This is a genomic window from Cuneatibacter sp. NSJ-177, assembly GCF_022867805.1.
GTDB lineage: Bacteria > Bacillota > Clostridia > Lachnospirales > Lachnospiraceae > Pseudolachnospira.
In genome coordinates, this window is sequence record NZ_JALIFO010000002.1 from 212,015 (window position 1) to 238,182 (window position 26,168).

General features: G+C 53.9%; 22 protein-coding genes, 1 riboswitch and 1 other annotated feature. Of the genes, 6 read left to right on the forward strand and 16 right to left on the reverse strand.

Going from position 1 to position 26,168, the window contains the following annotated elements; translation table 11 throughout:
• Window positions 1-10: 10 nt before the first annotated feature.
• From rpsG to MUB23_RS05125, 3 genes are all read right to left on the reverse strand, one after another.
• Complete coding sequence (rpsG, locus tag MUB23_RS05115) at window positions 11-481, reverse strand: 30S ribosomal protein S7 (protein ID WP_244799266.1); 471 nt, start codon at window positions 479-481, stop codon at window positions 11-13.
• Window positions 482-624: 143 nt separating this feature from the next.
• Window positions 625-1,038 (reverse strand): 30S ribosomal protein S12, encoded by a 414-nt coding sequence (gene rpsL, locus MUB23_RS05120; protein WP_244799267.1) that lies wholly within the window; start codon window positions 1,036-1,038, stop codon window positions 625-627.
• A gap of 106 nt (window positions 1,039-1,144) precedes the next feature.
• Window positions 1,145-1,324, reverse strand: coding sequence for a hypothetical protein (locus MUB23_RS05125; RefSeq protein WP_244799268.1), 180 nt, complete (start codon window positions 1,322-1,324; stop codon window positions 1,145-1,147).
• 269 nt (window positions 1,325-1,593) lie between these two features.
• Between MUB23_RS05125 and MUB23_RS05130 the strand changes: the two genes are divergently transcribed.
• On the forward strand, window positions 1,594-2,247 hold the full coding sequence (locus MUB23_RS05130) for an HD domain-containing protein (protein WP_244799269.1): 654 nt from the start codon (window positions 1,594-1,596) through the stop codon (window positions 2,245-2,247).
• Window positions 2,248-2,291: 44 nt separating this feature from the next.
• On the opposite strand, the gene MUB23_RS05135 is transcribed toward MUB23_RS05130, so the two are convergent.
• From MUB23_RS05135 to MUB23_RS05180, 10 genes are all read right to left on the reverse strand, one after another.
• A complete protein-coding gene (locus MUB23_RS05135; RefSeq protein ID WP_244799270.1) occupies window positions 2,292-4,277 on the reverse strand; it encodes a 2-isopropylmalate synthase in 1,986 nt (661 codons plus the stop codon).
• A 341-nt stretch (window positions 4,278-4,618) separates the two neighbouring features.
• Window positions 4,619-4,872 (reverse strand) — a binding site (T-box leader).
• Window positions 4,873-4,946: 74 nt separating this feature from the next.
• Window positions 4,947-6,674, reverse strand: coding sequence for an ammonium transporter (locus MUB23_RS05140; RefSeq protein ID WP_244799271.1), 1,728 nt, complete (start codon window positions 6,672-6,674; stop codon window positions 4,947-4,949).
• Window positions 6,675-6,880: 206 nt separating this feature from the next.
• Window positions 6,881-7,903, reverse strand: coding sequence for a type I glyceraldehyde-3-phosphate dehydrogenase (gap, locus tag MUB23_RS05145; protein WP_244799272.1), 1,023 nt, complete (start codon window positions 7,901-7,903; stop codon window positions 6,881-6,883).
• A 165-nt stretch (window positions 7,904-8,068) separates the two neighbouring features.
• The gene (locus tag MUB23_RS05150; RefSeq protein ID WP_244799273.1) at window positions 8,069-8,707 is read right to left on the reverse strand and encodes a GNAT family N-acetyltransferase; all 639 of its coding nucleotides are present in this window, start codon (window positions 8,705-8,707) and stop codon (window positions 8,069-8,071) included.
• Between the two features lie 214 nt (window positions 8,708-8,921).
• Window positions 8,922-9,100, forward strand: a riboswitch (cobalamin riboswitch).
• 380 nt (window positions 9,101-9,480) lie between these two features.
• A complete protein-coding gene (locus MUB23_RS05155) occupies window positions 9,481-10,770 on the reverse strand; it encodes a UDP-N-acetylglucosamine 1-carboxyvinyltransferase (protein ID WP_244799274.1) in 1,290 nt (429 codons plus the stop codon).
• A gap of 259 nt (window positions 10,771-11,029) precedes the next feature.
• The gene (locus MUB23_RS05160; RefSeq protein WP_244799275.1) at window positions 11,030-13,600 is read right to left on the reverse strand and encodes a hypothetical protein; all 2,571 of its coding nucleotides are present in this window, start codon (window positions 13,598-13,600) and stop codon (window positions 11,030-11,032) included.
• Window positions 13,601-14,083 (reverse strand): deoxycytidylate deaminase, encoded by a 483-nt coding sequence (locus MUB23_RS05165; protein WP_244799276.1) that lies wholly within the window; start codon window positions 14,081-14,083, stop codon window positions 13,601-13,603.
• A gap of 13 nt (window positions 14,084-14,096) precedes the next feature.
• Window positions 14,097-14,525, reverse strand: coding sequence for a ribose 5-phosphate isomerase B (gene rpiB, locus MUB23_RS05170; protein WP_244799277.1), 429 nt, complete (start codon window positions 14,523-14,525; stop codon window positions 14,097-14,099).
• The gene (locus MUB23_RS05175) at window positions 14,522-14,983 is read right to left on the reverse strand and encodes an arsenate reductase/protein-tyrosine-phosphatase family protein (RefSeq protein WP_244799278.1); all 462 of its coding nucleotides are present in this window, start codon (window positions 14,981-14,983) and stop codon (window positions 14,522-14,524) included. The genes rpiB and MUB23_RS05175 overlap by 4 nt, the downstream gene beginning before the upstream one ends.
• The gene (locus MUB23_RS05180; RefSeq protein WP_244799279.1) at window positions 14,967-16,043 is read right to left on the reverse strand and encodes an L-threonylcarbamoyladenylate synthase; all 1,077 of its coding nucleotides are present in this window, start codon (window positions 16,041-16,043) and stop codon (window positions 14,967-14,969) included. Before MUB23_RS05180 ends, MUB23_RS05175 begins: the two co-directional genes overlap by 17 nt.
• Before the next feature lie 373 nt (window positions 16,044-16,416).
• On the opposite strand from MUB23_RS05180, the gene MUB23_RS05185 reads away from it, so the two are divergent.
• The 5 genes from MUB23_RS05185 to MUB23_RS05205 all read left to right on the forward strand — a co-directional run bounded on the left by MUB23_RS05185 (window position 16,417) and on the right by MUB23_RS05205 (window position 23,177).
• A complete protein-coding gene (locus MUB23_RS05185) occupies window positions 16,417-18,390 on the forward strand; it encodes an alpha/beta hydrolase family esterase (protein ID WP_244799280.1) in 1,974 nt (657 codons plus the stop codon).
• Window positions 18,391-18,826: 436 nt separating this feature from the next.
• Window positions 18,827-19,921 carry a Bug family tripartite tricarboxylate transporter substrate binding protein gene (locus MUB23_RS05190; protein ID WP_244799281.1) on the forward strand — a complete coding sequence of 365 codons (1,095 nt, stop codon included), beginning with the start codon at window positions 18,827-18,829 and terminating at the stop codon, window positions 19,919-19,921.
• A 70-nt stretch (window positions 19,922-19,991) separates the two neighbouring features.
• A complete protein-coding gene (locus tag MUB23_RS05195) occupies window positions 19,992-20,468 on the forward strand; it encodes a tripartite tricarboxylate transporter TctB family protein (RefSeq protein ID WP_244799282.1) in 477 nt (158 codons plus the stop codon).
• A 13-nt stretch (window positions 20,469-20,481) separates the two neighbouring features.
• The gene (locus MUB23_RS05200; RefSeq protein ID WP_244799283.1) at window positions 20,482-21,984 is read left to right on the forward strand and encodes a tripartite tricarboxylate transporter permease; all 1,503 of its coding nucleotides are present in this window, start codon (window positions 20,482-20,484) and stop codon (window positions 21,982-21,984) included.
• 11 nt (window positions 21,985-21,995) lie between these two features.
• Window positions 21,996-23,177 carry a Gfo/Idh/MocA family protein gene (locus tag MUB23_RS05205; protein WP_244799284.1) on the forward strand — a complete coding sequence of 394 codons (1,182 nt, stop codon included), beginning with the start codon at window positions 21,996-21,998 and terminating at the stop codon, window positions 23,175-23,177.
• A 62-nt stretch (window positions 23,178-23,239) separates the two neighbouring features.
• Here MUB23_RS05205 and MUB23_RS05210 read toward each other — a convergent pair whose 3' ends face one another.
• The 3 genes from MUB23_RS05210 to MUB23_RS05220 all read right to left on the reverse strand — a co-directional run bounded on the left by MUB23_RS05210 (window position 23,240) and on the right by MUB23_RS05220 (window position 26,106).
• Window positions 23,240-24,151 carry a LysR family transcriptional regulator gene (locus tag MUB23_RS05210; protein WP_244799285.1) on the reverse strand — a complete coding sequence of 304 codons (912 nt, stop codon included), beginning with the start codon at window positions 24,149-24,151 and terminating at the stop codon, window positions 23,240-23,242.
• A 107-nt stretch (window positions 24,152-24,258) separates the two neighbouring features.
• A complete protein-coding gene (locus tag MUB23_RS05215) occupies window positions 24,259-25,017 on the reverse strand; it encodes a helix-turn-helix transcriptional regulator (protein WP_244799681.1) in 759 nt (252 codons plus the stop codon).
• A 144-nt stretch (window positions 25,018-25,161) separates the two neighbouring features.
• Window positions 25,162-26,106 carry an MBL fold metallo-hydrolase gene (locus MUB23_RS05220; protein ID WP_244799286.1) on the reverse strand — a complete coding sequence of 315 codons (945 nt, stop codon included), beginning with the start codon at window positions 26,104-26,106 and terminating at the stop codon, window positions 25,162-25,164.
• Between the last annotated feature and the right edge of the window lie 62 nt (window positions 26,107-26,168).

Below are 26,168 nucleotides of genomic sequence, written 5' to 3' on the forward strand. Positions count from 1 at the left end.
CTAATCCTAATTAAAAACGATAATGAGCAAACGCCTTGTTGGCTTCTGCCATCTTGTGCATGTCTTCTTTTCTCTTTACGGATGCGCCCGTGTTGTTGGAAGCGTCCATAATTTCATTGGCAAGACGGTCCACCATGGTCTTCTCGCCTCTCTTGCGGGAGAACATGGTCAGCCATCTCAGAGCCAGAGCCTGGCGTCTCTCGGGTTTTACCTCGATCGGCACCTGGTAGGTAGCTCCGCCGATACGTTTTGCTTTTACTTCCAGGACAGGCATGATGTTATTCATGGCCTCCTCGAACACTTCCAGGGCAGGCTTTCCAGCTTTCTCCTCCACCTGGGTAAAAGCGCCGTATACAATTTTCTGAGCAACGCCTCTTTTTCCGTCCAGCATGATATTGTTAATCAGCTTGGTCACAACCTTATTGTTGTAAAGCGGATCGGCTAACACGTCTCTTTTTTGGGTATGTCCTTTACGCGGCACGTTACTTCCCTCCTTAAATATTTTCCCATTCTTATGGGGGTTGTTTAATTCATCGGTACTCACACTATCCGTGTGTTCGTGCAGGACATAATCTATGGTTTCGCATGCCTACACGTACAGTTAGAGTGCTACGCGACTAGACCTTATTTCTTCGGTCTCTTGGCGCCGTATTTGGAACGAGCCTGTTTACGGTTTGCCACGCCTGCAGTATCCAATGTGCCACGAACGATGTGGTAACGGGTACCGGGCAGGTCTTTCACTCTGCCGCCTCTAACGAGAACGACGCTATGCTCCTGAAGGTTGTGGCCTTCACCGGGAATATAGCTTGTCACTTCAATGCCGTTAGAAAGACGTACTCTGGCGATTTTTCTCAGAGCGGAGTTGGGCTTCTTCGGGGTCGTGGTCTTCACAGCCGTGCAAACGCCTCTCTTCTGGGGAGCGGACTCATTGGTCGCTCTCTTGTGCAGGGAGTTATATCCTCTCTGCAGAGCCGGTGCTGTGGATTTCTTCTCCGATGTCTGTCTGCCTTTTCTCACTAACTGATTAAATGTGGGCATACGTTTCACCTCCTGTAGATTTCTTTGGGACTCTTTTTCCCATGCGCACAAAAAGAATACGCTTGAAATTGCGCGCTTTTTCATTATATCATAAGATTTTGAGAAGTCAAGGATTTCTTTTTTTCTCAGATAAGTCCGATGGTTCCGGGGAACCCCTCGTCTCCTTTGCATCCGGGCAGGCCTGCCCGCAGGTGCGGCAGCAGCCGCCGCATCCCTTCTTTTTTCCGCGGCGCAAGGCTGCGATCACCCCCGCCGCAATCAGTCCAATTAAAATGAGGTCCGCCATGATTTTTCCTCCGTTTTGCTATCGTAGCACAGCTTCCGCCGTCTGTCATCTAAAAATTTCCGGACAGACGTTGAAAAAGCGCGGCTGAACCGATATAATGGAGTTAGTCCTACCGATTCCCAAGAAATAACCGCGCGGCAGGTATTTTATCAAACGGTGTGAAACGGAATTCGAACCTCCCGTTATCTGTGGAGTGAGGAAGGAGCGGGATAAGAACTCTGCTCCGACGGTACGCTCTCCTACCTATTATATATAAGAAGGGATCGCTCATGAATATCCATTATTATCAGTTGACCGCCCCGCCGTCCTGTGACGGAGATCTGCTTCGCGTAGAGAATGGCCATTCGGAATTATTCCGTCCCGGAGCGGTGCAGGAATGGTTCCCCGTCTCCTTCGGCCCTGACCCGAAGGCTCAGGAAATCACAAAAGACGAGGCCTCCTGGCTGATGCGGTGGACGCGGCGCAGGATCCAGCAGATCTATACGCTGGCGGTTGAAATCGCGGCCGAGGCCCATCAGGGACAGGTGGATAAAGGAGGCGCTCCCTATCTGCTCCACCCGGTTGAAGTGGCGCGGCAGGTCCCCTGGATGGAAAGCAAGATCGCTGCCATGCTCCATGACGTGGCGGAAGACACGGCCATTTCCCTGGACCGCCTGGCGGCCCTCTTTCCGCCGAAAATTCTGGACGCCCTGCGGCTCTTAACCCACGATCCCAAAGACACCTACGAGGAGTATATCCAAAAAATTGGATATAATACCATTGCCACCCAGGTAAAATTAGCGGATCTCAAGCACAACATGGATATCAGCCGGATCCATCATCCCACGAAGAGAGATCTGGAGCGGTTAATGCGTTACCGGAAGGCTTATGCCTATCTGTACGCCCGGCGTCTGCCGGTAATGGAGGAAGCTCCGGCGAAATAGCCGGAGCTTCCTACATTACCGGGTATTTTTTGCCGGCTTTCCTTCTACCTTTGGTTCCTATATTCTAAGGGCGTGCTGCCGTACCGCTTTTTAAACTGACGGTTAAAGTGCTCCACGCTGGGATAGCCGACTTTTTCCGCCACCTTTTCCACGGAGATCGTCTCCCCTCTTAAGAGCGTGCAGGCCCGCTGCATCCGGATTTCCGAGACCGTGTCGCAGAACGTTTTCCCGGATTTTTCTTTGATGTATTTAGACAGGTAAGGGACCGACAAGTAAAAGCGGCGGGCCAGTTCTTCTAAGGTGACGGTCCGGTAATTGGTCTGGATGAATTCCAGGATCTCTCTCAGGCGGATGTCGGCATCCTGGCCTTTCCCCGCACAGAACAGGCAATGGTTGACCGCCACCACCAACGCATGGATCGATGCCCGGACAATGTCTTCGTCGATGCCAACGCCCCAGTCCGTCTTTCCGCCCCGGCACACGCCGATATAGGCCACGGCCTTGGAGGAAGATCCTCGTGTTAAGGCATGCTCTTCATAGACCGCCAGCTCATAGCTTAACTGAAAATACTGCTTGATTGCGTTGCTGACGGCATCGATGCGCCCATTTCCCGCTGCAGTCACCGTGGTCTCTTTTCCGTCCGACCGGATGACGGCCTCTGCAGTGATTCCCTCTTTCTGCGTGAAATGACAATCCACGACAGTAAACAGATCCTGATATCTCAGATACCGTGCTTCAAAAATACTGTAAATCCATTCGGGGGAAAGTTCCTTGTGCTCCCGGTCCGACACGCCTTTGACCGCATACCCGACCTCCTCGCGCATCTTTTCCGGCAAGATCAGGCCGTAATGGTTTTTCAGCACATAGCTGACCCCGCCCTTGCCGGACTGACTGTTGATTCGGATCACATCCGAATCGTAGGTGCGGCCGACGTCCTTGGGATCGATGGGCAGATACGGAACATCCCAGTAGGGGCTTTGTTTCTCTTCCTTCCAGGTCAGCCCCTTTGCAATCGCGTCCTGGTGGGAGCCGGAAAACGCCGTGAATACCAGGTCTCCCGCATAGGGCTGACGGGGGGAAATCTTCATATTGGTCAGCTTTTCATAGACCTCCACAATATGCTTCATGTCGCTGAAATCAAGGCCAGGATCTACGCCGTGGGAAAACAGGTTCATCCCGATGTTGACCACGTCCACATTGCCGGTCCGCTCTCCGTTACCAAACAGCGTTCCTTCCACCCGGTCCGCCCCGGCGAGGATTCCCACCTCGGCTGTAGCCACTCCGGTCCCCCGGTCATTGTGGGGATGGATGGAGAGGACGACCGCTTCCCTGCGGTACAGATTTTTGTGCATATATTCCAGCTGAGATCCGAACACATGGGGGAAAGCGTTCTCCACCGTGGTCGGAATGTTGATGATGGCCTTGTGCTCCGGGGTGGGTTCCCAGACTTCAAGAACCGCATTGCAGACTTCCAGGGCATAGTCCACCTCGGTTCCGGAAAAGCTCTCCGGGGAATATTCGAAAGAAAAGTTCCCCTCTGTCTCACCGGCCAGGTGTTTCAGCATCCGAGCCCCGTCCACGGCAAGTTGCTTGATCTCTTCCTTGGTTTTACGGAAGACCTGCTCACGCTGGGCGCGGGAAGTGGAATTATACAGGTGGACGATGGCATGCTTCGCGCCTTTTAAGGACTCAAAAGTTTTCTTGATGATGTGCTCTCTGGCCTGGGTCAGCACTTGGATGGAGACATCGTCTGGGATCATGTTTCTCTCAATTAAAGCGCGGACAAATTGGTATTCCGTGTCGGAGGCGGCGGGAAAGCCGACTTCGATTTCTTTGAAGCCGAGATCCACGAGGAGCTGGAAGAACTCCAATTTTTCGTCCAGGCTCATGGGCTCGATCAGGGCTTGATTGCCGTCCCGGAGGTCTACGCTGCACCAGATGGGGGCGGAGTCGATCTCGGTTTTCTTGACCCAGTCATAGGTCATGACCGGGGGAAGGTAGTAGGGGGGATGATATTTAGTTGGGTTCATGGTTTTTATTCCTCCGTGGGGGTGATGGTTTTTTGGGTGGGGTTGGCTAGGGAGTTTTGGGCATTGGGTTTTAGGGTCTTGGAAAGCTGACGGAGGAGTCCGCTTGTGGCTCTGGGGTCCGGGGGCTTGGAAAGCTGACGGAGGAGTCCGCCGGGCTCAAGCGAGATTCCGCTTCGCTGGGATCAAGCGAGATTCCGCTTCGCTGCATCTCGCTTGAGGCTGTCGCCTGATGCTCGCCTGATTGCCGGGACCCGCCGGTGTGCTAGCACCCCGGCGGGTCCCGGCAATCTGGCGAGCGCCCGGCTCGTAGCTAACAAAAAAAGTCCCTACAGCCATTTGGCTGTAGAGACGAAATGTTGCTTTCGCGGTACCACTCTACTTCATGTTTTCACATGCACTCTGGGATACTTGAGCTGGGCTCGTTATATCCTGTCCGGGTAACGGGGGACGGTCCGGCAATTCTTACTGGGGCGTTTTGGTCCTTTTCGGTTTGCAGCTCCGAGGCCAGTTCACCGCTTCGCTTCAACTGCCTCGCATCGCCCGGCAGCTTTCTGGAATCCACTTTGCGGCTACTCTTCCTCTTCATCGCCTTTCGAAGCATACTATAACACGTTCCTGTGGTTTTGGCCAGTGATAAATTTAATCATTTTTCTTGATCTATTTTAATTATCATTCATCCTGCAGGGCATCATACCCTTCTTCTCCGGTCCGAATCTTCACCACATTTTCCACATTGTAAAGAAAGATTTTCCCATCTCCGACATGCCCTGTGTATAAAACCTTCTTGGCCGTCTCGATCACCGTTTCTACCGGGACTTTAGAGACTACGATCTCCACCTGCATCTTAGGAAGAAGATGGGGTTCCACGGCGACGCCCCGGTAATAACCGGCGCTTCCCTTCTGGATTCCGCAGCCCAGGACATTGGTCACGGTCATGCCGGTGACACCGATCAGCGCCATCGCGTTTTTCAGCTCTTCGAATTTCGAGGCATTGGTCACAATATCCACTTTGGTAATCTTCGCTTCTTTTGCCTGCTCCACTTTCTCCAGCGGCATCGCCTCCACGGTCACAGCGGCTTCCACCGGGACCTCTCCCAGATCAACCGGCGGCATCACCGAGGTTACGGAGGAGGCTGTGCTCGGCATAAAGTCTGCATAAGAACTGCTGATCCCATGCTCCGTCACATCCAGGCCGCGGATCTCTTCTTCCGCTCCGGCTCTCAGGCCTATGGTATGCTTGATCGTCAGGAATACAACTGACATCAGCGCCAGCACGTAAACCGCTACGGTGACAACGCCCAAAACCTCAACCCCCAGGAAGTGGAACCCTCCGCCGTAGAGCAGCCCCAGCGGTTTTCCCGCTTCATCCACCAGGTATTTGGCAAATACCCCGGTCAGAATTGTACCGGTAGCTCCGCACAGACCGTGAACCCCGATAGCGCCGACCGGATCGTCGATCTTTAAAACGCGGTCCACGAACTCGATCCCGAAGACAACCACAAAAGAGGCAATCAGACCGATAAAAAATGCACCGGACGGATCCACCGCATCACAGCCGGCCGTGATGGCCACCAGCCCGGCCAGAGAACCGTTCAAGGTCATGGAGATATCCGGTTTTCCGTAACGGACCCAGGTGATGATCATCGTCGCCACCGTGGAGGTAGCCGCCGCCAGGTTGGTGGTCACGAAGATATTCCCTGCCGAAAAAATAGTTTCCGCGCCGGTCATGCTGACCGTAGAGCAGCCGTTGAATCCGAACCAGCAGAACCATAGGATGAACACGCCCAGAGCGCCCAGTGTCAGGCTGTGGCCCAGGATCGCCTTCGGTTTCCCGTCCTTATCGTACTTCCCGATCCGGGGTCCAAGAATCTTGGCCCCGGCCAAGGCCGCCATGCCACCGACCATGTGGACTGCTGTGGAACCTGCAAAATCATGAAAACCCATCTGGGAAAGCCAGCCGCCGCCCCAGATCCAGTGGCCGGAAATCGGATAGACCACCAGGCTGATGATAGCGCTGTAAATACAGTACGAGAGGAATTTTGTTCTCTCCGCCATAGCTCCGGAAACAATAGTAGCTGCCGTGGCGCAGAAGACCGTCTGAAAGATCAGGAAAGCCGGGAGAGGTACGCCTTCCGGCAAGACCGAGCTGTAGTCGCCGAGGACCAGCGGGTCCAGGCCTCCGACCAGAGCCCCTGCGCCGCCGAACATCATACCGAAACCGGCCAGCCAATAGAGCGGCGTCCCGATTGCAAAATCCATCAGGTTCTTCATGATAATGTTCCCTGCATTCTTTGCTCTCGTAAAGCCGGTCTCCACCATGGCAAACCCTGCCTGCATAAAAAACACCAAAGCGGCTCCGACCAGAACCCAGATTGTGTTTACTGCTGAATATTCCATATTTGAAACCCCCTACTCACATTTTGTTTCCTGTCTCCAGGCAATGTACATTTTCGGCCAACCGGAGCAGAAGGGAAAAAGCGCCGTGAGATTGCTCTCACAGCGCCTTTGCTAAATATGGGCTTAATTATAAAATCTATTTTCTGTTCTGTCAATTACTTTTTCCCTAGTTGCTGATAGGGAAACGGTATGACATACACGCCGTTTTACCGCAGGTTTGCCATATATTTCAGCGTGCGGACCAGCTGGCTGGTATAGCTCATCTCATTATCATACCAGGAAACGACTCTTACTTCATAAATCTTGGTGCCGCATCTCTGGGCCAACGTCTGGGTGGCGTCGAACAGGGAGCCGTAAGACATGCCGATGATATCGGTGGACACCAGCTGTTCTTCGGTATAACCGAAAGACTCATTGGCAGCTGCCTTCATGGCGGCGTTGATTCCCTCCACGCTGACGCTTTCTGTGTCATCCTTCAGCGTCGCATCCAAAATGGTGATGGAGCCGGAAGCCACGGGCACACGCTGGGCGGAGCCGATCAGCTTGCCGTCCAGCTCCGGGATCACCAGTCCGATCGCCTTGGCCGCGCCGGTGCTGTTGGGCACGATATTGATGGCGCCCGCTCTGGCACGGCGGAAATCTCCCTTGCGGTGGGGGCCGTCCAGAATCATCTGGTCACCGGTGTAGGCGTGAATGGTCGTCATGAATCCGGTGCGGAGTTCCCGGTACTGGTTCAAGACCTTGGCCATGGGGGCCAGGCAGTTGGTGGTGCAGCTGGCGCCGGATACGATCAAATCATCTTTGGTCAGCTTTTGGTGGTTGACGCCGTACACAATCGTCGGCAGATCGCTGCCGGCCGGTGCGGAAATCAGCACCTTCTTCGCGCCTGCTTCCAGATGCGCCTGGGATTTCGCCTTGGAGGCGAAGAAGCCGGTGCACTCCAGAACGATATCCACATCCAGTTCCTTCCACGGAAGCTCCGCCGGATTCGCCTTGGCAAAGATCGGAATTCTAACGCCGTCTACTGCGATGGAATCTTCATCGTTGGTCACCTGATGTTCTCTGGCATAGCAGCCCTGTACGCTGTCATATTTCAGAAGATAACCCAGCATATCCGGCTTGGCCAGGTCGTTGATGGCAACCACTTCAAACTCCGGATCTCCAAAAACTTTGCGAAACGCCAAACGGCCGATGCGGCCGAAACCATTGATTGCAACACGAATACTCATTCTTTATTTCCTCCTTCATTTTGCCGCCGGTAAATAATACCTTTCCAGCAGAAGTGTACATTTGCTCTCTATTTATATGTATTATACCCAAAAAGCTTCCCTATTGCAAGTTTCCCACATTTTTGATGGGAATATGGGTAAAATCGGAGACTTTTCTTTGCATTTTTACTCGTTTGGGGATGGATACTTTTTGAAAATGTTTTTATGGATTCCCATCCGCCGCAATTCCTCTGGATCGAAATCCGGAAAAGCAAGGACGGGCAGCGGCTCCGGTCCGTGCGGCCCGATTTTTTTCTCCATCCAAACCATGTTGTACCAGGTTCCGAATTTATACCCGCATTGATGAAATTCCCCAACGAGTTGATACCCCATATGTTCGTGAAACTGCACACTGTTTTTTGTCAAATACTGGTCTTCGGTTTCTGGATAGCCGATGCAGGCGTTCAGATTCCGGATATTTTGTGCTTTGGATATTTCCTCTAAGGCATGGTAGAGAATTTTTCCAACGCCCTTCCCCTTTTGATCTTCTCTCACATAAATACTCACTTCCGCAGACCAGTCATAGGCGCTTCTCCCAATAAACGGCCCGGTATACGCATAGCCTAAAAGGATTCCGTTTTTTTCCGCAACGAGGTAAGGATAGCGTTTCAACGTACGTTTCATCCTCTCCTCCCATTCCCGGAGGTCCGGCACCTCATATTCAAATGTGATTGCCGTTTTTGTTACATATGGCGCGTAAATGCGGAGGATTTCTTCCGCATCGTCCAGTCCGGCGGTTCGGATATTGATCTCATTTGGATTCATGCCCCTATCTCCTGTCAAATCCCTGTCTCCTCTCTTGTCAAACATGATTATACTTCATTACGCCCTCAAGAATCAATGCTGGATCCTGCATTTTTCCAGTACACCGGCAACGATTTCTTATTGCCAGGCAGTCCTGCCGGCGGGAAGACCGGGTAAATTATTTTTTTCACAGGCCTTGCTTTTACGGCTGTTCTGTCATATAATAAAAATGAGTTTCATATTGCACGTTATAAGTGCCTGTCAAAAACAGGTGAAAAGGGAATCCGGTGTAAATCCGGAGCTGTCTCGCAGCTGTGAGCGGGGAGCGCCTCTCAAATACCACTGAGAAATCGGGAAGGGAGAGCAGCGTTTGGATCCGCAAGTCAGAAGACCTGCTTATAATAAGATTTATCGACGACCCACCCAGATGGCAGATAGATGAAGGGATGCGAGAAGGAATCGCGCCCATCAGGATGCCGCTTAAAAGAGCGGTTTTATTTTTTCCTGATTCTGAGACGGGAAACCGTACGTGCTTATGAACTTTTACTCTTCGAATCCCGCACCCGCAGCTTTGCCGCCCTAGCCAAGCAAAAAAGCTGCCTGCGGGCAGGGAGGACGGATCGGACCGTTCTTTCCCAATCTCTCTATACCTTTTAGGAAGCCTCCCCAGCGTGGATAACTGGGGAGGCTTTCGTATTTCCGGAAAAGCCGAGAAGAAAAGAGTGACCGAACCTTGACGTCCAGTCACTCTTTTCTTCTCATGCTTGTCCGATCCCTTTTTCAATTCTTCCCTGTCAGCCCACGCGGAGCCGGAATTTCCGCGCTTCCCGCTCGTCGCTGACCAGTTCAATCATTGCTCCCAAGCCCTGGAGCTTTTTATCAAAGCCTTCGTATCCACGAAGAATGTATTCGATGTTATCTACGGTCGTGATTCCCTCGGCGCTTAATCCCGCCAGCACCAGCGCGGCTCCGGCCCGCAGATCCGGCGCTACCAGCTCGGCTCCGGTCAGGCGGTTGACGCCGTCGATCACAGCCACATTGCTCTCAACCTTGATCTGAGCTCCCATCTTGGTCAGCTCGTCCACATACTTGAATCGATTTTCAAAGATACTTTCGGTTACAATCCCTGTCCCGCCGGCCAGCGTCAGCGTCACACACATCTGAGGCTGCATGTCCGTCGGAAATCCGGGGTACGGCAGAGTCTTTACATTACAGGAACGAAGCTGGGGCTTCCCGACGACACGGATCGTATCGTCAAACTCAGCTACCTCGCAGCCCATCTCCAAAAGTTTCGAGGAGACCGCCTCCATGTGCTTTGGAATCACATTCTTCACCATCACGTCGCCCTTTGTCACCGCGGCGGCGAACATGAAGGTACCGGCTTCAATCTGATCCGGGATGATCGTGTACTCCGTGCCGTGGAGCCGCTCCACGCCGCGGATCCGGATCACGTCGGTCCCGGCCCCCTTAATGTTGGCTCCCATGGAATTCAGCATATTGGCGACGTCCACCACATGAGGCTCCTTGGCGGCGTTCTCGATGGTGGTGTTGCCCAGGGCCAGCACAGCGGCCAGCATCACATTGATCGTCGCTCCCACCGAAACCATATCCAGATAGATATGCCCGCCGGCCAACTGCTTCGCATCGGCGATCACGCAGCCGTGGAGCACGTCCACCTGAGCATTCATCGCGCGGAAGCCTTTTAAATGCTGGTCGATGGGACGGCTCCCGATATTGCAGCCTCCGGGGAGGGCTACCTCCGCATGACGGTATTTTCCGAGCAGAGCGCCTAAAAGGTAATAGCCGGCCCGGATTTTCCTGATGTAGGCATTATCCACGCGAACCTTGTGGATATTGCTCCCGTTAATTTTGACCGAATGGTTGTCCCGCCGTTCTACGATGACACCGATCTCCCGCATGGCATCCAGCAGGACCCGGATATCCTGGACATCCGGCAGGTTGTCTATGAAGACAGGCTCATCGGTCATGATGGCAGCCGCCAGAATTCCTAATGCAGCATTCTTAGCGCCGCTGATTACCACTTCGCCGACCAGAGGGTTTCCCCCCTTCATGATATATTGCATGTTCAGACTCCCCTGACTAATTGGTTTCTCTCACTGAATGTTATTTTACCATTATCCGTAAAGTTTGTAAAGATTTTTTAACATTTGAAAATAGGACAAGCAGCCCGGAAAGCCCGGAAAAGACCGCATTTTTCCTCTTTTTCCGCCACATCTTGACCTTCTGTGTCGATCCGGCAACAAGATGTGGCGCTCTGGATATTAATTCTTTTTTACATTTATTTCCTGGTTTTCCGGGGCTTCCCTTCTTATTTCACATACCCTATTTCACATAGCCCAGGAACTGGCTTCCGGCTTGCCGGAAATATTCCTCCGCATCGTTCTGTCCCTTTTTAAAGACGGTCCCTCCCACCGGGTCATAAAGCTCCACATTGTACTGATCGTATCCAATCAGCAAAATGGGCCCCAAGTCCTCGCTGAGGGCAATCACCGGCGTCCCCAGGTTCAGGTAATAGAATAATTGCTTCAGGGTACAGCCGCTCAAATCCATCACTGTGCCGGGGAGAAGTTCCGAGAGGATCGCCTGGGCATTTTCTCCCGACGCCAGCCGGTCGGAGATGTCTTCCTTTACTCCTTCTTTTCGCAGGATTCCCGTAATACAGCCTTTCAGCCGGTCACTCGCGCCGGTAACCACAGCTTCCTCCGGAATCGTAATGCTGACGCTTGACTTCCGCTCCGTCCGGCGCCAAATCGAATTCCCCTTGCTGTCGGTCACCCAGCCCATCTGGTCGTAAATCAGAGAGATCGCCTCCCCGGCCCGGTCCCGGATCTCCTGGAGATGGCCGTAGGCATAGGCATAATAACGGGTGTGTGCCGGCGTCCCGGCATAATGGGAAAGATCCATGGAGGATCCCTCGCCGTACAAAATCTTGTTGGGAGACGTTACGCTTAAGGTCTTCTTCCCCTCGCTGGCGGAGGTAAACGGCAGATACCAGATCCTCTCCCGCTTTTCCCCTTCTTTTTGAGCCAAGGTTTCCTTCACCGGCCCGGTCTCCGCGCTGCTCTGCATCAGCGTATCCTCGTCGATGTACTCGAAATCACCGGAAGCATTTTTCTTGAGGCGGCTCAAATGCACCTGGCCTTCCCCCACCGACACCGACGAGATATAGATCCCATCATACTGATAGCGGGAAATCTCCTTCCCCTCCTGGTCGGTGATGGTCAGCGCGTACTGCGGGTACAGGGCTTCCAGGCCGGAGCGCTGAATCTCCGAGGTCCGGCCGATGCTCAGGATAAAGTCCTGATCAATGAATCCCTGGGTCCGCAGATATTCCCCGTCCCCTGCTTCCAGCACATGGCTTTCTCCGGAATCCAGATATAAGACCCGGACCGAATCCGCCTCCTGGAGGTTGTCCCCCTGCTGCCAGGCGATCGCATCCTGGGCCTTGTTGACGACCAGCCCGCGCGCCTCGGCATTTTCCACCACCACGACAAACTCATTGCCCACATAGTCCACCGCATAGACATTGTTGTCGAATTTCAGGTAGAGAAGTTCCCGGCTGCTCTTGTAGGCCAGGGTGTCGATGCCTTCCTTTAAGACCTGATACGGCTTGTCCGAGGCAATATAGAACACTTCCTGGAGCGCATTGTCCGCTTTCACGTACCGGTAATAGGAAAGGCCGGTCTGCCCTTCGTGGGCGCCCTGGTTCATATAACCGAAGACAAAGAACTCCACATTCCCGTAGTTGTCCACGTTTACGGTACGGATCCCGTACTCCTGATGGTTGCGGCGCCAGCCTTCCTCTTTGTCGTCCCGGAAGGTGAAGATCTTAACGGCTTCCTGATTTTCCGGGCAATAACTCCAAAGCTCGCCGTTGACCACGAACACCTGGTACTCTTTCTCGCCGTTATCTTTGCTGGCAGGCTTTCCGGACTCGGAGAGGGAAATCCGCTCCGGCATCGTCACACCGAATTCAATGCCCTCCCCTGTGATGGTGTCGGAGGACGCTTCGAAAATCTGGTTGACATTTCGCTCATAGGCCATCAGATAAAACCGCTGCGGCGACCAGTTCAGGCAAAAATACTCTTCCGCAAGATAAGTGCCGATCCGGTCGTTTTCTCCCTCCGCCTGCAGTTCATAGCGCACCAGGAAGGAACCAAAGGTCTGATTCATCTGCAAAATCTGAACCTGTGGCTCCCCTACCTGGATGGGGGAGAGGTCCGCCCAGGTGATCTGGTCAAAGCTGGAGCGGATGTTCGTGTAGGCCAGCGTGCCGTTGTCCGCCGACTTGTCAGACTCCAGGTTTACCGCAAAGTTATTGCTGTCCGTTTTCGTGAAGGTCTCGTCGTGGAACCCGTTCACGTAATCCAGCATTTCCTTTGTCTTCATATCCTGGCCCCAGAGAATCCGGGTATAATAGGAGACTGCCTCCCGGTCTTTTGTGGATACCAGAATGCGGAGGCGGTACTCGGTATTGCGTCCGATCAAATCCTGCACGGGGATTTCCGCCTGGATCCGGCCGTCCTTTTCCTGCCAGTCGGAAATCGTGTTCCGCTCGATCAGGCTGCTGCCATCCAGGGTACGGATCTCATAGGAAAGACCGGTCACCGTGTTTCCGTAGGAGGAAATTGTCACCGGCAGCTTCCGGTCTTCCGGCAGCGGCGTCAGGGTCTCGCCCATGTAGGCCTCGTCCATCTCCGCCGTGTAGCCGTAGAGTACATTGACCTCCTGATCCTCCACCGTCAAAGTAACCACCGGCAGGGTGGCCGGTTCCATGGCTTCATAGGAAACGGTATCCCCTTCCCGGTCTCTGGTCAGAAGGAAAAATACGACAATGGCCACCACCAAAAAGATGCCGGCCAAAATCAAGATTTTCTTTAAAACTTTTCCCATTTATAACTCCAGTTCAACTTTTCGTCCCGTTTTCTGGTACTGGTAATACCGGACGCCGGCTGCGTCGAACATCCGCTTGGATGCCCGGACGGCATCGGAATCCGGATACTTATCCATCTCATAAACCACGGTACGGATCCCGGCCTGGATGATCGCCTTTGCGCACTCATTGCAGGGGAAAAGGCTCACGTAAAGTTTGCTCCCTTCCAGACTGCCTCCCCGGTAATTTAAAATCGCATTGAGCTCGCTGTGGGTCACGTAGAGATACTTGGCGTCCAGCCCTTCCGCTTCCCGCGACCAGGGAAACTCATCGTCCGAACATCCGCTGGGAAATCCATTGTATCCCATGGAGAGAATCTTGTTGTCTGCGCTGACGATGCAGGCGCCGACCTGGGTGTTCGGATCCTTGGAGCGCTCAGCGCTGAGCTTAGCCACTCCCATAAAATACTCATCCCAGGTAATGTAACTATTCCGTTTTTCCATGTCCGCCCCCGTCTTACTCTTCAATCTTGGAAATTCTCCGCATATGGCGCTCGTCCCCGGAAAACTCTGTGTTCAGAAACGTTTCTGCAATCTTAAGCGCCAGGCCGGAACCTAAAACACGTGCGCCCAGGCAGAGTACATTCGCATCGTTGTGTTCTCTGGTCATCTGCGCGGAAAAACAGTCTCCGCAGAGAGCGGCGCGGATCCCCTTTACCTTATTCGCCGCCAGGCACATGCCGATGCCGGTGCCGCAGATCAGAATTCCTTTTTCGCACTCTCCGTCCGCCACCGCATGGGCCACCGCGTGGGCATATTCCGGGTAATCACAGGATTTCTCATCGTAACAGCCAAAATCCTTATATTCCAGGCCTTTCTTTTCCAGATAGGCAATCAGTTCCTGTTTCAGGGCGTATCCGCCGTGATCGCTTCCCAGTGCTATCATATCGTGTCCTCCTTTAGTAATTTTTCCGCCGCCATCTTCACCATCAGATCAATATATTCATAGCATGCCCCATATTCTGCCAGCGTACCCCCGTGAGGCTGATTGATGTCTCCGGGTTTCCGGACAAACTCTCCGATGGAATAGATGTCGGCTCTTCCGTTAAAGCATTCCTTCGCCTGACTGCTTTCATACTCGGTCATGGTCAGCACCAGCGTGCCTTCCTCCTCCAGGTCCGAGAGAGTCAGCTGTTCGGAGCTCTCCTTGGAAGGCTTCAGCTGGTTCCCCTTTAAAACCGCGACAGCCTTCGGGTTCATGGGTTCCGGAAACAAGACCACCAATCCCCGCGAGAGCACTTGAAGTTTCTTCTTCCGGTTCACACTGTTCATGACCGCCTCGGCCATAATGCTCCGGCATGTATTGTCAATGCAGACAAAGATCACTTTATGATAGGTTTTCATCTTCGCCTCCCGCCGGAAGAACCCGGTATCCGGCCGCCTTCACCAGCCGGTTCATAATCGCCGCCCCCAGAGGGCCGTCCGAAAAGGCTTCAGAAAAAACATACTCTGCTTCCTCCTCGTCAAATTCCCGCAGGCAGCGGTACAGATTGTGGGCGATGGTCTTCTCATCGGCCCGTGTGCCGACGGTTTTCACCAGAGACGCATCATAGCGCCCCCTGCTTTCCTCCGGGCACAAAATCCCAACGCGAAATCCCAAGGCTTTCTTTTCTCCGGCCAGAGCGGCAATCGCCTTCACGACTGCCTCCGTATCCCCCTCCACAATCGTAAGCTCCGCCTTCGGCGCATAGTGCCGGTACTTCATCCCCGGCGCCTTCGGGCGCAGGTTTGGATCCGGCTTTCCCAGGATAGCAGGGTCAAAATCCCCCTGCCCCAGGACCTCCCGCATCTGCTCAAGGCTGATGTAGCCCGGCCGCAGGATCAGCGGCGTCTCTCCGGTCACATCGATGATCGTGGATTCCAGCCCGATCTCCACCGGCCCCGCGTCCAAGATCATATCGACCCGGCCGGACAGGTCCTCGGCCACATGCTCCGCTGTAGTCGGGCTTGGATGGCCGGATAAATTCGCGCTGGGCGCCGCAACCGGAACCCCGGCTTCCCGGATCAGCTCCTGCGCCACCGGATGGCTGGGAAAACGAACAGCCACCGTGTTCAGCCCCCCCGTGCTTTCATCCGGCACTCTCTCGCTTTTCTCAAAGATCAGCGTCAAAGGTCCCGGCCAAAACGCATCCATCAAACGCACGGCCGCCTCCGGAATCCGCTTCACCAGAGGGGAAAGTTCGCTTCGGTCTGAGATGTGAAGAATCAAAGGATTATCCGAGGGTCTTCCCTTTGCCGCATAAATGCGGGAGGATGCCTGCGGATCCAGGCCGTTTCCGCCGAGGCCATAGACGGTTTCGGTGGGGAATGCCACAAGTTTTCCCTCTCTCAGAAGCTTGGCCGCGCGCAAAATAGCCGGGCGGCGCTCTTCTTTTGTTGTCATCGGACAGATTTCCGTTTTCATTGCGCCCCATTCCTTTGATTGTTATTCTTTCCAGGTGATATGATTATAGCATCAAGGGGAGAAGGATTCAATAAGAAATCGAGGGAGGCGGCGGAGGCTTCCAAGTAGGCGGTTCCTTCTCCCAAAAAACCGAGGGTATTGTTAGGTTCTTCTTCGGTTTTCCTCCTGAACTTACCACTTTTTCCAGACCCTTTCCGCACATTTTTTTCAATTTTTCCCCAAACTGAATTCTTTTTTCAAAACCGGCTCTTTTCTTATCTGCTGTTCATCATCTGAAAAATCGTTCGTTTACAGCCTGTACTATCTCTGCATATAGTATAGAGGAAGAAAGAACGCGCGCCCTTTCGTCAGAATTTATTTTTGGGAGGTTAATATGATAGGAAAACGATTGCGATATTGGCTGGCTGCCGGAGCACTGAGCGCCGTCCTGGCCCTCGGCGGCTGCGGTGGGAATACGGATGAAATCACCACCACAGCCCCGGAGACGGATGCCACAACCACAGAGGCTCCGACCACACAGGCCACCACCACAGCAGAAGCAACCACAGCAGCCCCGGCCGCAAACGGCCTGACCGCACAGTCGCTGGACACAATGGAACCGCCGGAGCACGATTACTCCCGCGCCAATAAACTTCCTTTGACCGGCTATCTGGAAAAAAGTTTTGAAGGAGGACGGACCGCCAAGGTCTATCTATCCTCGGAGGCTCCGATCCGTACTTATTTTACGGTAATCACCGTCCCGGACGGGATCACCACCGAGGAATTTTTGGAAAAGAGCGGCTGGAAAGAGATTGCCGATGAGCGGGAGGAAGGTTTGTTCCTCTTGGAGCCCGGTTCTTCCGGCTGGGGAAGCGCCGAGGAGGAAGCCTCTTACATAGAGGAAGCGATGACCTTCTACGCCGGAAACGATTATTTTTCTATCTTCGGTGAAAATTACCTGGTGGGCTACGGAAATGGCGCAGCCGCGCTGGAGCATTGGGCGGCCGCCAACCCGCTCCGCGTCATCAGCCAGGTTTATGTGGATTCCCAGGGACTGGATTCCTCTTATCTAAATACCCTGGCGGATCAGGAATTCGGCGGGACCAATGGCAAGTATAATGAAATTCAGTTCCCGGAAGGCTTTGAAAAGATCACTTATGACGAGGTGGTCCTGCCCACCTGGTACATTCAGGCGGACCCGGCGAAAATAGCTGAAAGCCTGGATTATTGGCTGGAAGCCAATGACTGTGTGGAGACGCCGGCCGACGACGCGGCGCTTGGAAGCGTCTACGCCCAGAAAGAAGACTCCGACCGCTGGATGACCGATTACTGGGGACCGATCTCCAAGGTGGCCGTCAAGGAAGAATCCGTGGATCCGCTCTCTCCGTCCACGTCCAAGGAAATCCTGAATTTCCTGACCACTTACACCCGCTACGAAAACATGGTAGCTTACGGCAACACCCTGGGACTTCGGGCCGATTATAAAGAGCTTGGCATCGAGGTAAAGACCATGGAGGTAAATGGGGAACTGCGGGAATATATGGTCTATGTCCCGGAGAATTCCTCAGAAAAATTCCCGGACGGAGCGCCGGTAGTATTTGTCTTCCCCGGAGACAGCCAGACCGACAAGGTTTTCCTGGATGCAGCAGGCTGGTGGAAAGTGGCAAAGGAAGAGGGCTTTGTCATGGTCACGATCTGCGAGCAGTATAATAAAAAGGCGATTGCCGTCAGCCATAAGGACACGGATCTCTTCTATGAACAGCTCAAGGAGGAAATCCTCGGCAACAGCGCTTACCACGTGGATCCCAGCCGCGTGTACGCCACCGGCCAGTCCGCCGGCAGCATGAACAGCCAGAGCTTTGCCATCACCCATCCGGAGTATTTCGCCGCCGTAGCCTCCACCTCCGGCGTCGTGTCCGCCGACGATGCGGTGACCAAGGTAACCGGCGAGAACGGCACCGTCAGCAATCAGAGCATTCCGGTTTACCAGATCTATGGAACCGGCGACCTGGAGATGCTGAAAGGGAATCTTTGGGATGATATCTCCAATAACCTGGACGCTTGGGCCGAGTATCACATGAAAGTCAACGACGTTGCACTGATGGATCAGGAAGACAGTAAGGCCAGCGGAAAGCATGACCGTTATTCCACCTGGACCTGGGAAAAAGACTTTGACGGCACTTCGGTCCCGGTCATGAAGCTGACGGAAAATCATTACCGCTCCCACAACTGCATCGCGGAAGAGATGCCCATGCTCTGGAATTACTTAAAGCACTTCCGCTATGAGCTGGCAGACGATGGAACGGTCTCCGCCCGCTACTACAGCCCTTCCGGGTTTGAGAAAGACGATGAGGTGAAGATCATGTAAAGGGATTATCGCAGCTTCGTCCGACTCGTATCACAATAAAATAAGGTACTGCGCGTCTCCAAAAGAGAGATTTCCCCGCGCAGCAAATTCCAGGGGAACAGCCCCTGTTCATGGATAGCGGAGCATTTTTGTTTCGCAGGAGCATAGAAGGCTCCACTAAAAATAGATACGGCGCAAAGACCGGACAGGCACGGTCTTTGCGCCGTTTTTCTTTCTGCGCGGAAATATCGTCCGCCCTCTTTTCCTCCCGCCTCTTGGAACTGCTATAAATTTTATTTATCTGTTTCATTAAAATAAAGCATTTTACTTCCCCAGCCCAGTTTGCTATATTTATCCCATCAGAAGCGCGTGTTTCCAGACTATTCCCCTGGGAATAAAGAAAAGTAAAACTGGTTACAGCGTAATTCCTGGCATTGATTCAAAAAAGGAGGAAGAAATGAAAAAAATCATCAGTTTTGTCATGGCGATCGGTATGACTCTGGCTCTGACTGCCTGCGGCGGAAACGGCGGCTCTACGACAGCGGCGGCCGGATCCACAACGGCGGCAGGCGGCACGACGGCCGCGGGAGATTCCACCGCAGCGGCTTCCGCAACGGATTTCCCGACCAAAGATTTCCAGGGAAGCATCATGTGGTCCGCAGGCGGCGTCTGCGACACGGTTTCCCGCGCGATTGCCCCCTATGTCAAAGACGCACTGGGCGGAAAAACCATCATCTACACCAACCGGGCCGGCGCAGCCGGAGGCATCTCCACCCAATATGTACATGAACAGCCGGCCGACGGCTATAACCTGCTGTTCGGAGCGGAAAACCCTCAAATTGCCAAAGTAATGGGAACTTCCGAACTGGATTATTCCAACTTTATCCCGATCAATATCTTCTGCACCAGCATCGGAGTGGTGATCGTCAGCCCGGATTCCCCTTATCAGACGCTGGAAGCTCTGGTTGACGCCATGAAGTCCGGCACCACGCTGAACATGGCCGATACCGGCCCTGGCGGACTTCCCTATGCGGCGGCGGCCATGATGACCTCGGTCAACGGAGTCACTCCGAACCGGATCACCTACGACGGTGAGTCGGCCTGCGTCACCGCAGTGATGGGAGGCCATGCCGATTATTCCATCGTGACCATGGGATCCTGCGCGGAGCTGACCAATGCAGGGAAAGTGAAAGCGCTGGCGCTGATGCACAATGCCACCCTCGAAACGTTCCCGGATGTTCCGGCCATCACGACAGTCTATTCCGACTATGACAAGCTTCTCCCCTGGGGGCCGTTCTACGGCGTACTGGTCCGCGAGGATACGCCTCAGGATGTCGTGGATCAACTGACCGCAGCGTTCTCCGAGGCTGCCGGCAATCCGGAATTCCAGAAAATCCTGACGGATCTGGGCTGTGTGCCCTGCAATATCCACGGGCAGGAAGCCATCGACTATCTGGATAAATACCGCAGCGTTTCTTCCTGGCTGATGTATGATGCCGGAGCCACAGAGATTTCCCCGGATTCCGTCGGTATTCCCCGCGTAAGTGAATAAACCCGAATTGTCCTGAGCGTGCTGCGCACCGCAGCACGCTCACTCTCAAAGAAAGGTGGTCCTGCCGAACATGAAACCCAGAAAATTAAATCCAGGCGAACTCTCCTTCCTTGTCTTTTTAGGCATCGTAAGCGTCATCGCCTTTATCCTTTCTCTCCAAATGTTTTTGGAAAACCCCAGCCTTTCCGGCCAGGGTGCCTTTCCTCTGATTACCTCCTCGGTTCTGCTTTTGATGGAAATCCTGATGTTTTTGGAAATCCGCCGCTGTCCCAAAACCTTTGAAAAAGGCAGCCGGATTCCCGACCGGGTTCTCGCTGTCATCCGGCATTTGTTCCCGGATAAAATCGCCATCATCCTGGCCTATGTGATCATTTACGCCATCCTGCTGCCAATCGCCGGCTTTGCTATTTCCACCTATCTGTTCCTCTGGGGCTCCATGATCACGCTCAACCGTTCTAAGCTGGTTCAGTCTATATTTGTGGCCGGCGGCGTTTTGATCTTCATTCTGGTTGTGTTCCAGTTCGTGTTTAAAGTTGTCATGCCTTAAAGGAGGAACGTACATGGAAGTGTTATCCCATATGTTTGCAGCCCTGGCGGATCCGATGCTGCTGCTCTACCTGGCAGCAGGGGTCTTCCTGGGAATCTATATCGGCGCCATTCCGGGCCTTTCGGTCACCATGGCGGTCTCACTCTTGATCTCCTTCACCTATGCCTGGGACGTGCTGCCCGCCATGGCGGCCATGGTCGGCGTCCAGATCGGAGGCGTTTACGGCGGTTCCCGGTCAGCGATCCTGCTGAACATCCCCGGCGCTCCGGCAGCAGTAGCCACGGCATTGGACGGTTATCCTCTGGCCCAAAAAGGGGAAGCCGGGAAAGCCATCGGCGTCACCGTGATTCAATCCGTATTCGGCGGCATCATCGGCGCTCTCTTTTTGGCCATCGGCGCCCCGCTGATCGCGGACTTTGCGCTTTCCTTTGCCCCGCGGGATTATTTCCTGCTGGCAGTGATGGGCTTGATGCTGGTGGGCAGCCTGGGAAATGAATCTGCGGCCAGAGGAGTGTTTGCGGCGGCCCTTGGCCTTTTCGTCGGCTTTGTCGGGCTGGATATGGTCACCGGACAACAACGCTTCACATTCGGGAACGTTTACCTGCAGGGCGGCGTCAATTATGTGGTGGTGATGATCGGACTCTTCGGCATGTCCGAAGCGCTGATGCAGCTCCGGGATCTCAACATCCAGCCGGTGAAACAGGACGTGGGTAAGATCGTTCCGGGCTGGAAAAATATTATCAAGTACCTGCCGCTCTCCCTCCGCACCTCCCTGATCGGCGTTTTTGTCGGCGCACTCCCCGGAACCGGGGGTGATATTGCGGCTCTGATTTCCTATGATCACGCCAAGCGCACCGTGAAAAACCCGGAGGTTCCCTTTGGACAGGGCGCCATCGAAGGGCTGGTCGCGCCGGAAAGCTCCAATAATGCAGCGATCGGCGGGGCCTACATCCCCATGCTGACTCTCGGCATTCCCGGCGACGCGGTGACGGCGATTGTCATCGGGGCCATGTACATCCACGGTTTGAAGCCCGGTCCGATGCTGATGGTGGAATCGGCGGACGTATTCTGGTTCATCGTCGGCGCGGTGCTGATCGGAAATGTATTCCTCCTGATCTTTGGTTTTACGGGAATTAAGCTATTCACGAAAATCGTGGAGGTGCCAAAATATATTCTGATGCCCACGATTATCATTTTATCCGTGGTGGGAGCTTATACCATCAACAACAGTATCATGGACATCTACTGGATGATTGGTTTTGGAATCCTCGGATACTTAATGAAGCTCTATAAAATCCCCGTGGCCCCGGTCATTCTGGGGGTCATCCTCAGCTCCTTGATCGAACAAAATTTCCGCCGCTCCGTGTCCATGGTGGGAAACAGTTTTCCTCTCTTCGTCAAGGATCTCTTTACCCATCCAATTTCCATCGTACTGACGCTTGCGATTTTGATTATGCTTTTTGGTCAGACCTCTCTTTGGAAGAAATGGAAAGCAAAAAGACAGGATAATAAATAAGGAAGGTTGCTATGAAAACAGTTTCAATCGGCATGATCGGCGGCGGTTTTGCCGCCAGGCTTCACGGAAATTCGTTCCGCATGGTCGGCGGGCTGCAGCTTCGCCTCCGCGGCGTCGCCGACGTCAATCCGGCTTCGGCCAAAAAGACAGCGGAAGAGTACGGCTATGAACATTATACCACCGACTATCGGGAATTGTTGTCGGATCCGGAAATCGACGTGGTGATCCTGTGCACGCCCCCCTATCTCCACCCCGATATGATCATCGAAGCGCTGGCGGCGGAGAAACATGTGATCTGTGAAAAGCCTCTGACCGGGTATTTTGGGCTCCCAGAGGATCCGGATCCCATCGGTGACACGGTTTCCAAAAGAAAAATGTACCGCACGGTCCAAGGCGATCTGAAACGCCTGGAGCAGGCGGTCTGCTCCAGCAAGAAGCGGTTCATGTATGCGGAAAATTACATCTACTCCCCCAATATCCAGCGGGCTGCGGAATTCCTCCGCGCAAAGAAAAGCACGATCACCTTCCTGCGCGGGGAGGAAAGCGTGCAGGGCTCCCCGACAGCAGGCGCTGGCGCCTGGAAAAATATTGGAGGCGGCACGCTTCTTCGGATCGGCTGCCACCCGCTGGCTGGAATCCTGTATTTAAAGTCGGTGGAGGCAGCTGCCAAGGGGCGGGAAATCTCGATCCGGGAGATTGTGGCCGACACCGGCCGGATCGCCCCCACCCTCTCTCAGACAGACCGGCGTTACCTGATGGCTCATCCTCAGGACGTAGAAGATTTTGGAACCATGACCCTGACCTTTTCCGACGGCACCAAGGCAACGGTTTTTGCCAATGACAACGTGGTCGGCGGGATTCAAAATTATATTCAGATCTACTGCAACGACGCGACCATGCTCTGCAAAATCACGCCCACGGATTCGCTCCAAACTTATTTTCTGGATTCGGAGGGTCTGGACAATGTCTATCTGTCGGAGAATCTCTCCCACAAAACCGGCTGGAACCGCGCTTTTGTGTCGGAGAGCATTGAACGGGGCTATGTGGCGCAGCTCCAGGATTTTATGGAATGCGTCGCCTACGGCCGGGAACCTCTTTCCGGTTTTTCCCTGGCCAAGCAGACGATCGAGGCTCTCTACGCCGCCTATATCTCTGCGGAGGAAGGCCGGCGGGTGATTCTGCCGGAACTGTAAGCGTCCCTTTTGGAACGTCCGGTTTTCCGTCCGCCGAACACCTTTCGGTTTTCTGTGATGATTCAGCTTTCTTCCTTAATATATCGATCCAGAAAAAGCGCCCGCTCCATCACAAAATCCCGAAACCGCTCGGTAGCCGGAGACATATAGTGGGTGTTGCTCCAGATCATATAGAGATTTCGTCCGGGTATTGAGTCTGAGATGTCTAAAATTTTGACCCGCTCCGGCCGGTAGCCCAAGGGTTTGGGAATCAATCCGACGCCGAAGCCGGACGCTACGATTCCAAGAATCAGGTTGTCATACATGACCTCGGAGACAATCTGCGGCTGGCATCCCCCCTCTACCCCCTCCAGTAACCCGTCGATGTACTTGCGGATTCCGCATTCCTGGGTATATGTAACCAAAGGAACTCCGTCCAGCTCCTTTAAGGCCACGGACCGGCGTTCCGCCCAGGGATGGTTCTCCGCCACCACCAGAACTGTCCCATGATTTCCCAGATAGAACGAAGAGATGGATGGCAGATCTACCACGGAGCTGATGCCCAGGTCAGCCTTGCCGTCCAGGATCTCCCTCTCGATCTTTGAGGTGGGATACTGGGACATCTCAAACTTGGTCTCAATCTGTTCCGTGCTCTGGTAAAACTTCATGGTCAGCCACGGGACATATTGGTTCAGGGAGCTCAAGTAGGACAACCTCACTGTTCCTTTTTGAGGGTGGGTGTATTCGTTTAAAATACGCTTTCCCATGTCCAGGGAATCCAGCGCCTGATCCACATACTCCAGCCAGATTTCTCCGTACCGGGTCAGCCGCACGCTTCGGCCCTGGCGTTCAAACAATTTCACTTCCAGCTCTTCTTCCAGATCCCGGACCGCATGGCTTAAATTCGGCTGTGTGACATTGAGTTGCTCCGAAGCCCGCGTAAAATTCTCCAGCTCGGCAATCGTTTTAAAATACAGAAGGTGGTGCAGATTCATTCTGGGGCCCATTCCTCTCTCAGACGTCTACAATAAGTTTTCACCTTCTTATTATAAGAATATTTTACCCATTTGGCCAGTGTCGTTTGATTCGATTTTTTGCCGGACTACGCCGCGCCCTCCTCCCGGTACTGTTTCGGCGTCTGGCCCATCCTCTTTTTAAAGACCCGGTTAAAGTTCTGAACGGAACTAAAACCGCACCGGAACCCGACTTCCTTGATCGGAAGCTTTGTCATCCGGAGCATCTGTTTTGCCTGATCCAGCCGCACTTCATTCAAATAGGAAGTAAAAGGCTGTCCGGTCAGTTCATGAAAAAGGGAGCTGAGATATGCGGCGCTGATGGAGATCCCTTGGCTGATCCCGCTGAGTGATAAGTTCATATCCGCATAATTCTCCCGGACAAACTGCTTCGTCTCCTCCACATAACGAAGCTGACGCTTCCGGTTTCCGTCGCAGGCCTGACTGTCCTCCTGCGCGGCGAAGGACTCCTCCTTCCCGCCCCCGTGCAGCTGTTCTTCCGGCAAACCAGGGATCCGGCGGGGCTCCCGGCCCTGATCTTCCGACAATTCAGATTCCCGTTTGCTCCCCCGCCCGGAAAGGAGATAAGGCACCGCGGCCTCCTCCCCTCTTTTTACAATCATAACGCAGCAGATGTTTTCCGCTCCTTGGTTTTTTTCCAGCTCTTCGCAGAGCGTTCCGGGGGAGACCTTCAAAATCTGCTCCGCAGCCAGCACTCTCTGCAAAAACTGTTCGGCCGCTTCCTGTTCCGGCCCGGCGGTTCCCGTTTTTCTTCCGGCATGACGCCGGGGAAATCGTGCTGCTATCCCCAGATGCGCCAATCCCTTTTGGAACCAGTTTCTGATCATTCTCAATCCATTTCCCCCCATATCAGTGCGCGGAACGTTTCTGCCTGTCTGATCCCCGCGGCATCCATTTCTGTTCTCCATTTTACCGAAACAAAATGGCAAAATCCATCGAAACAAGGGGAACGCCAGCCTATAATTGAAAAATTACGGCAGGGCCATGGTTTCCGGAACCGGCTCCTCCAAAAACGGGATCGCTTTGTCCCGGTAGACAAAGAAATAACTCTTCTGATACATCACCCCGATCTCTTCCTGCGAAAGCTTCCGGTAATCCGCAAACCGGTCCCGCAGCTCCTGGAGATAACGCCGCCATTCTCCAGGGTCGATAAATGCGTCCTTCTCCCCCCGGAGCACCCGCTCATGCTTTTCGTACGTATCATTGTGGAACGGATGATTTCCCAGCATCACGTCCACTTTTTCGTCCCACACCTTGTCAATGGACCGGGAGAACGTATCCCGCATCTCCATGGTCAGTCCGCACTCCTTCAGCCGTTCCTCGCTGAGAGAGATAAATCCGGCACCACCGTAGATGCCGACGCGGTACTTCTTTCCATCCTCCTCGGTCTCCCAGAAATGGGACATGACGCCAACCGTATGGCCGGGAGTCAGCACGCAGCGGATCTTCGTGTTGCCCAGCTCCACCACGTCGCCGTCCTTCAGCGCTACATCCGCCTGAAAGCTTTCGTTAAAGCGTCCGGCTTCATGATTCATCCGTTCGAACCGCTCTCCTGCCTTCGCCATATCCGCCACATCCAGCTCGCCCATAAAAGTCTTCGCGCCGGTCAGATGTACCAGCGCCCGGACCGCGCCGTAGTGATCCACATGAGCATGGGAGACGATGATGTACTTGATCTGTCTCGGATCAAAACCCAGACGCCAGATGCCGTCCAGCAGATAGGCAAGTTCCGGCAGGCACGGCGTATCCAGCAGGATCAGCCCGTCCCCTGTGTCGATCAGGTGGGAGCTGCACCAGGTGTTCCCCACAAAGTACACGTTGCCTACCATGTGGAACGGATCCTCCGCCATCAGATAGGAGCGCCGCATGATTTCCTCCGGCGGCGACATGTTGCCAAAACGGTTGAAGTTACTCATAAATCGTTCCTCCTTTATCAGGAAACGCATGAAAATGGCTGGGGCCGGAAGAGCAGTCCGCC

What these genes read in the sequence shown, in the direction of transcription:
- MUB23_RS05180 (WP_244799279.1), bottom strand. Translation starts at nt 16,043, where the DNA reads ATGAAAACGGAAATCTGTCCGATGACAACAAAAGAAGAGCGCCGCCCG.
- MUB23_RS05150 (WP_244799273.1), bottom strand. Translation starts at nt 8,707, where the DNA reads ATGAATCCAAATGAGATCAATATCCGAACCGCCGGACTGGACGATGCG.
- MUB23_RS05125 (WP_244799268.1), bottom strand. Translation starts at nt 1,324, where the DNA reads ATGGCGGACCTCATTTTAATTGGACTGATTGCGGCGGGGGTGATCGCA.
- rpiB (WP_244799277.1), bottom strand. Translation starts at nt 14,525, where the DNA reads ATGATAGCACTGGGAAGCGATCACGGCGGATACGCCCTGAAACAGGAA.
- MUB23_RS05210 (WP_244799285.1), bottom strand. Translation starts at nt 24,151, where the DNA reads ATGAATCTGCACCACCTTCTGTATTTTAAAACGATTGCCGAGCTGGAG.
- MUB23_RS05155 (WP_244799274.1), bottom strand. Translation starts at nt 10,770, where the DNA reads ATGCAATATATCATGAAGGGGGGAAACCCTCTGGTCGGCGAAGTGGTA.
- MUB23_RS05215 (WP_244799681.1), bottom strand. Translation starts at nt 25,017, where the DNA reads ATGATCAGAAACTGGTTCCAAAAGGGATTGGCGCATCTGGGGATAGCA.
- MUB23_RS05140 (WP_244799271.1), bottom strand. Translation starts at nt 6,674, where the DNA reads ATGGAATATTCAGCAGTAAACACAATCTGGGTTCTGGTCGGAGCCGCT.
- MUB23_RS05130 (WP_244799269.1), top strand. Translation starts at nt 1,594, where the DNA reads ATGAATATCCATTATTATCAGTTGACCGCCCCGCCGTCCTGTGACGGA.
- MUB23_RS05175 (WP_244799278.1), bottom strand. Translation starts at nt 14,983, where the DNA reads ATGAAAACCTATCATAAAGTGATCTTTGTCTGCATTGACAATACATGC.
- MUB23_RS05200 (WP_244799283.1), top strand. Translation starts at nt 20,482, where the DNA reads ATGGAAGTGTTATCCCATATGTTTGCAGCCCTGGCGGATCCGATGCTG.
- MUB23_RS05205 (WP_244799284.1), top strand. Translation starts at nt 21,996, where the DNA reads ATGAAAACAGTTTCAATCGGCATGATCGGCGGCGGTTTTGCCGCCAGG.
- MUB23_RS05160 (WP_244799275.1), bottom strand. Translation starts at nt 13,600, where the DNA reads ATGGGAAAAGTTTTAAAGAAAATCTTGATTTTGGCCGGCATCTTTTTG.
- MUB23_RS05165 (WP_244799276.1), bottom strand. Translation starts at nt 14,083, where the DNA reads ATGGAAAAACGGAATAGTTACATTACCTGGGATGAGTATTTTATGGGA.
- rpsL (WP_244799267.1), bottom strand. Translation starts at nt 1,038, where the DNA reads ATGCCCACATTTAATCAGTTAGTGAGAAAAGGCAGACAGACATCGGAG.
- MUB23_RS05135 (WP_244799270.1), bottom strand. Translation starts at nt 4,277, where the DNA reads ATGAACCCAACTAAATATCATCCCCCCTACTACCTTCCCCCGGTCATG.
- MUB23_RS05220 (WP_244799286.1), bottom strand. Translation starts at nt 26,106, where the DNA reads ATGAGTAACTTCAACCGTTTTGGCAACATGTCGCCGCCGGAGGAAATC.
- MUB23_RS05190 (WP_244799281.1), top strand. Translation starts at nt 18,827, where the DNA reads ATGAAAAAAATCATCAGTTTTGTCATGGCGATCGGTATGACTCTGGCT.
- gap (WP_244799272.1), bottom strand. Translation starts at nt 7,903, where the DNA reads ATGAGTATTCGTGTTGCAATCAATGGTTTCGGCCGCATCGGCCGTTTG.
- MUB23_RS05195 (WP_244799282.1), top strand. Translation starts at nt 19,992, where the DNA reads ATGAAACCCAGAAAATTAAATCCAGGCGAACTCTCCTTCCTTGTCTTT.
- MUB23_RS05185 (WP_244799280.1), top strand. Translation starts at nt 16,417, where the DNA reads ATGATAGGAAAACGATTGCGATATTGGCTGGCTGCCGGAGCACTGAGC.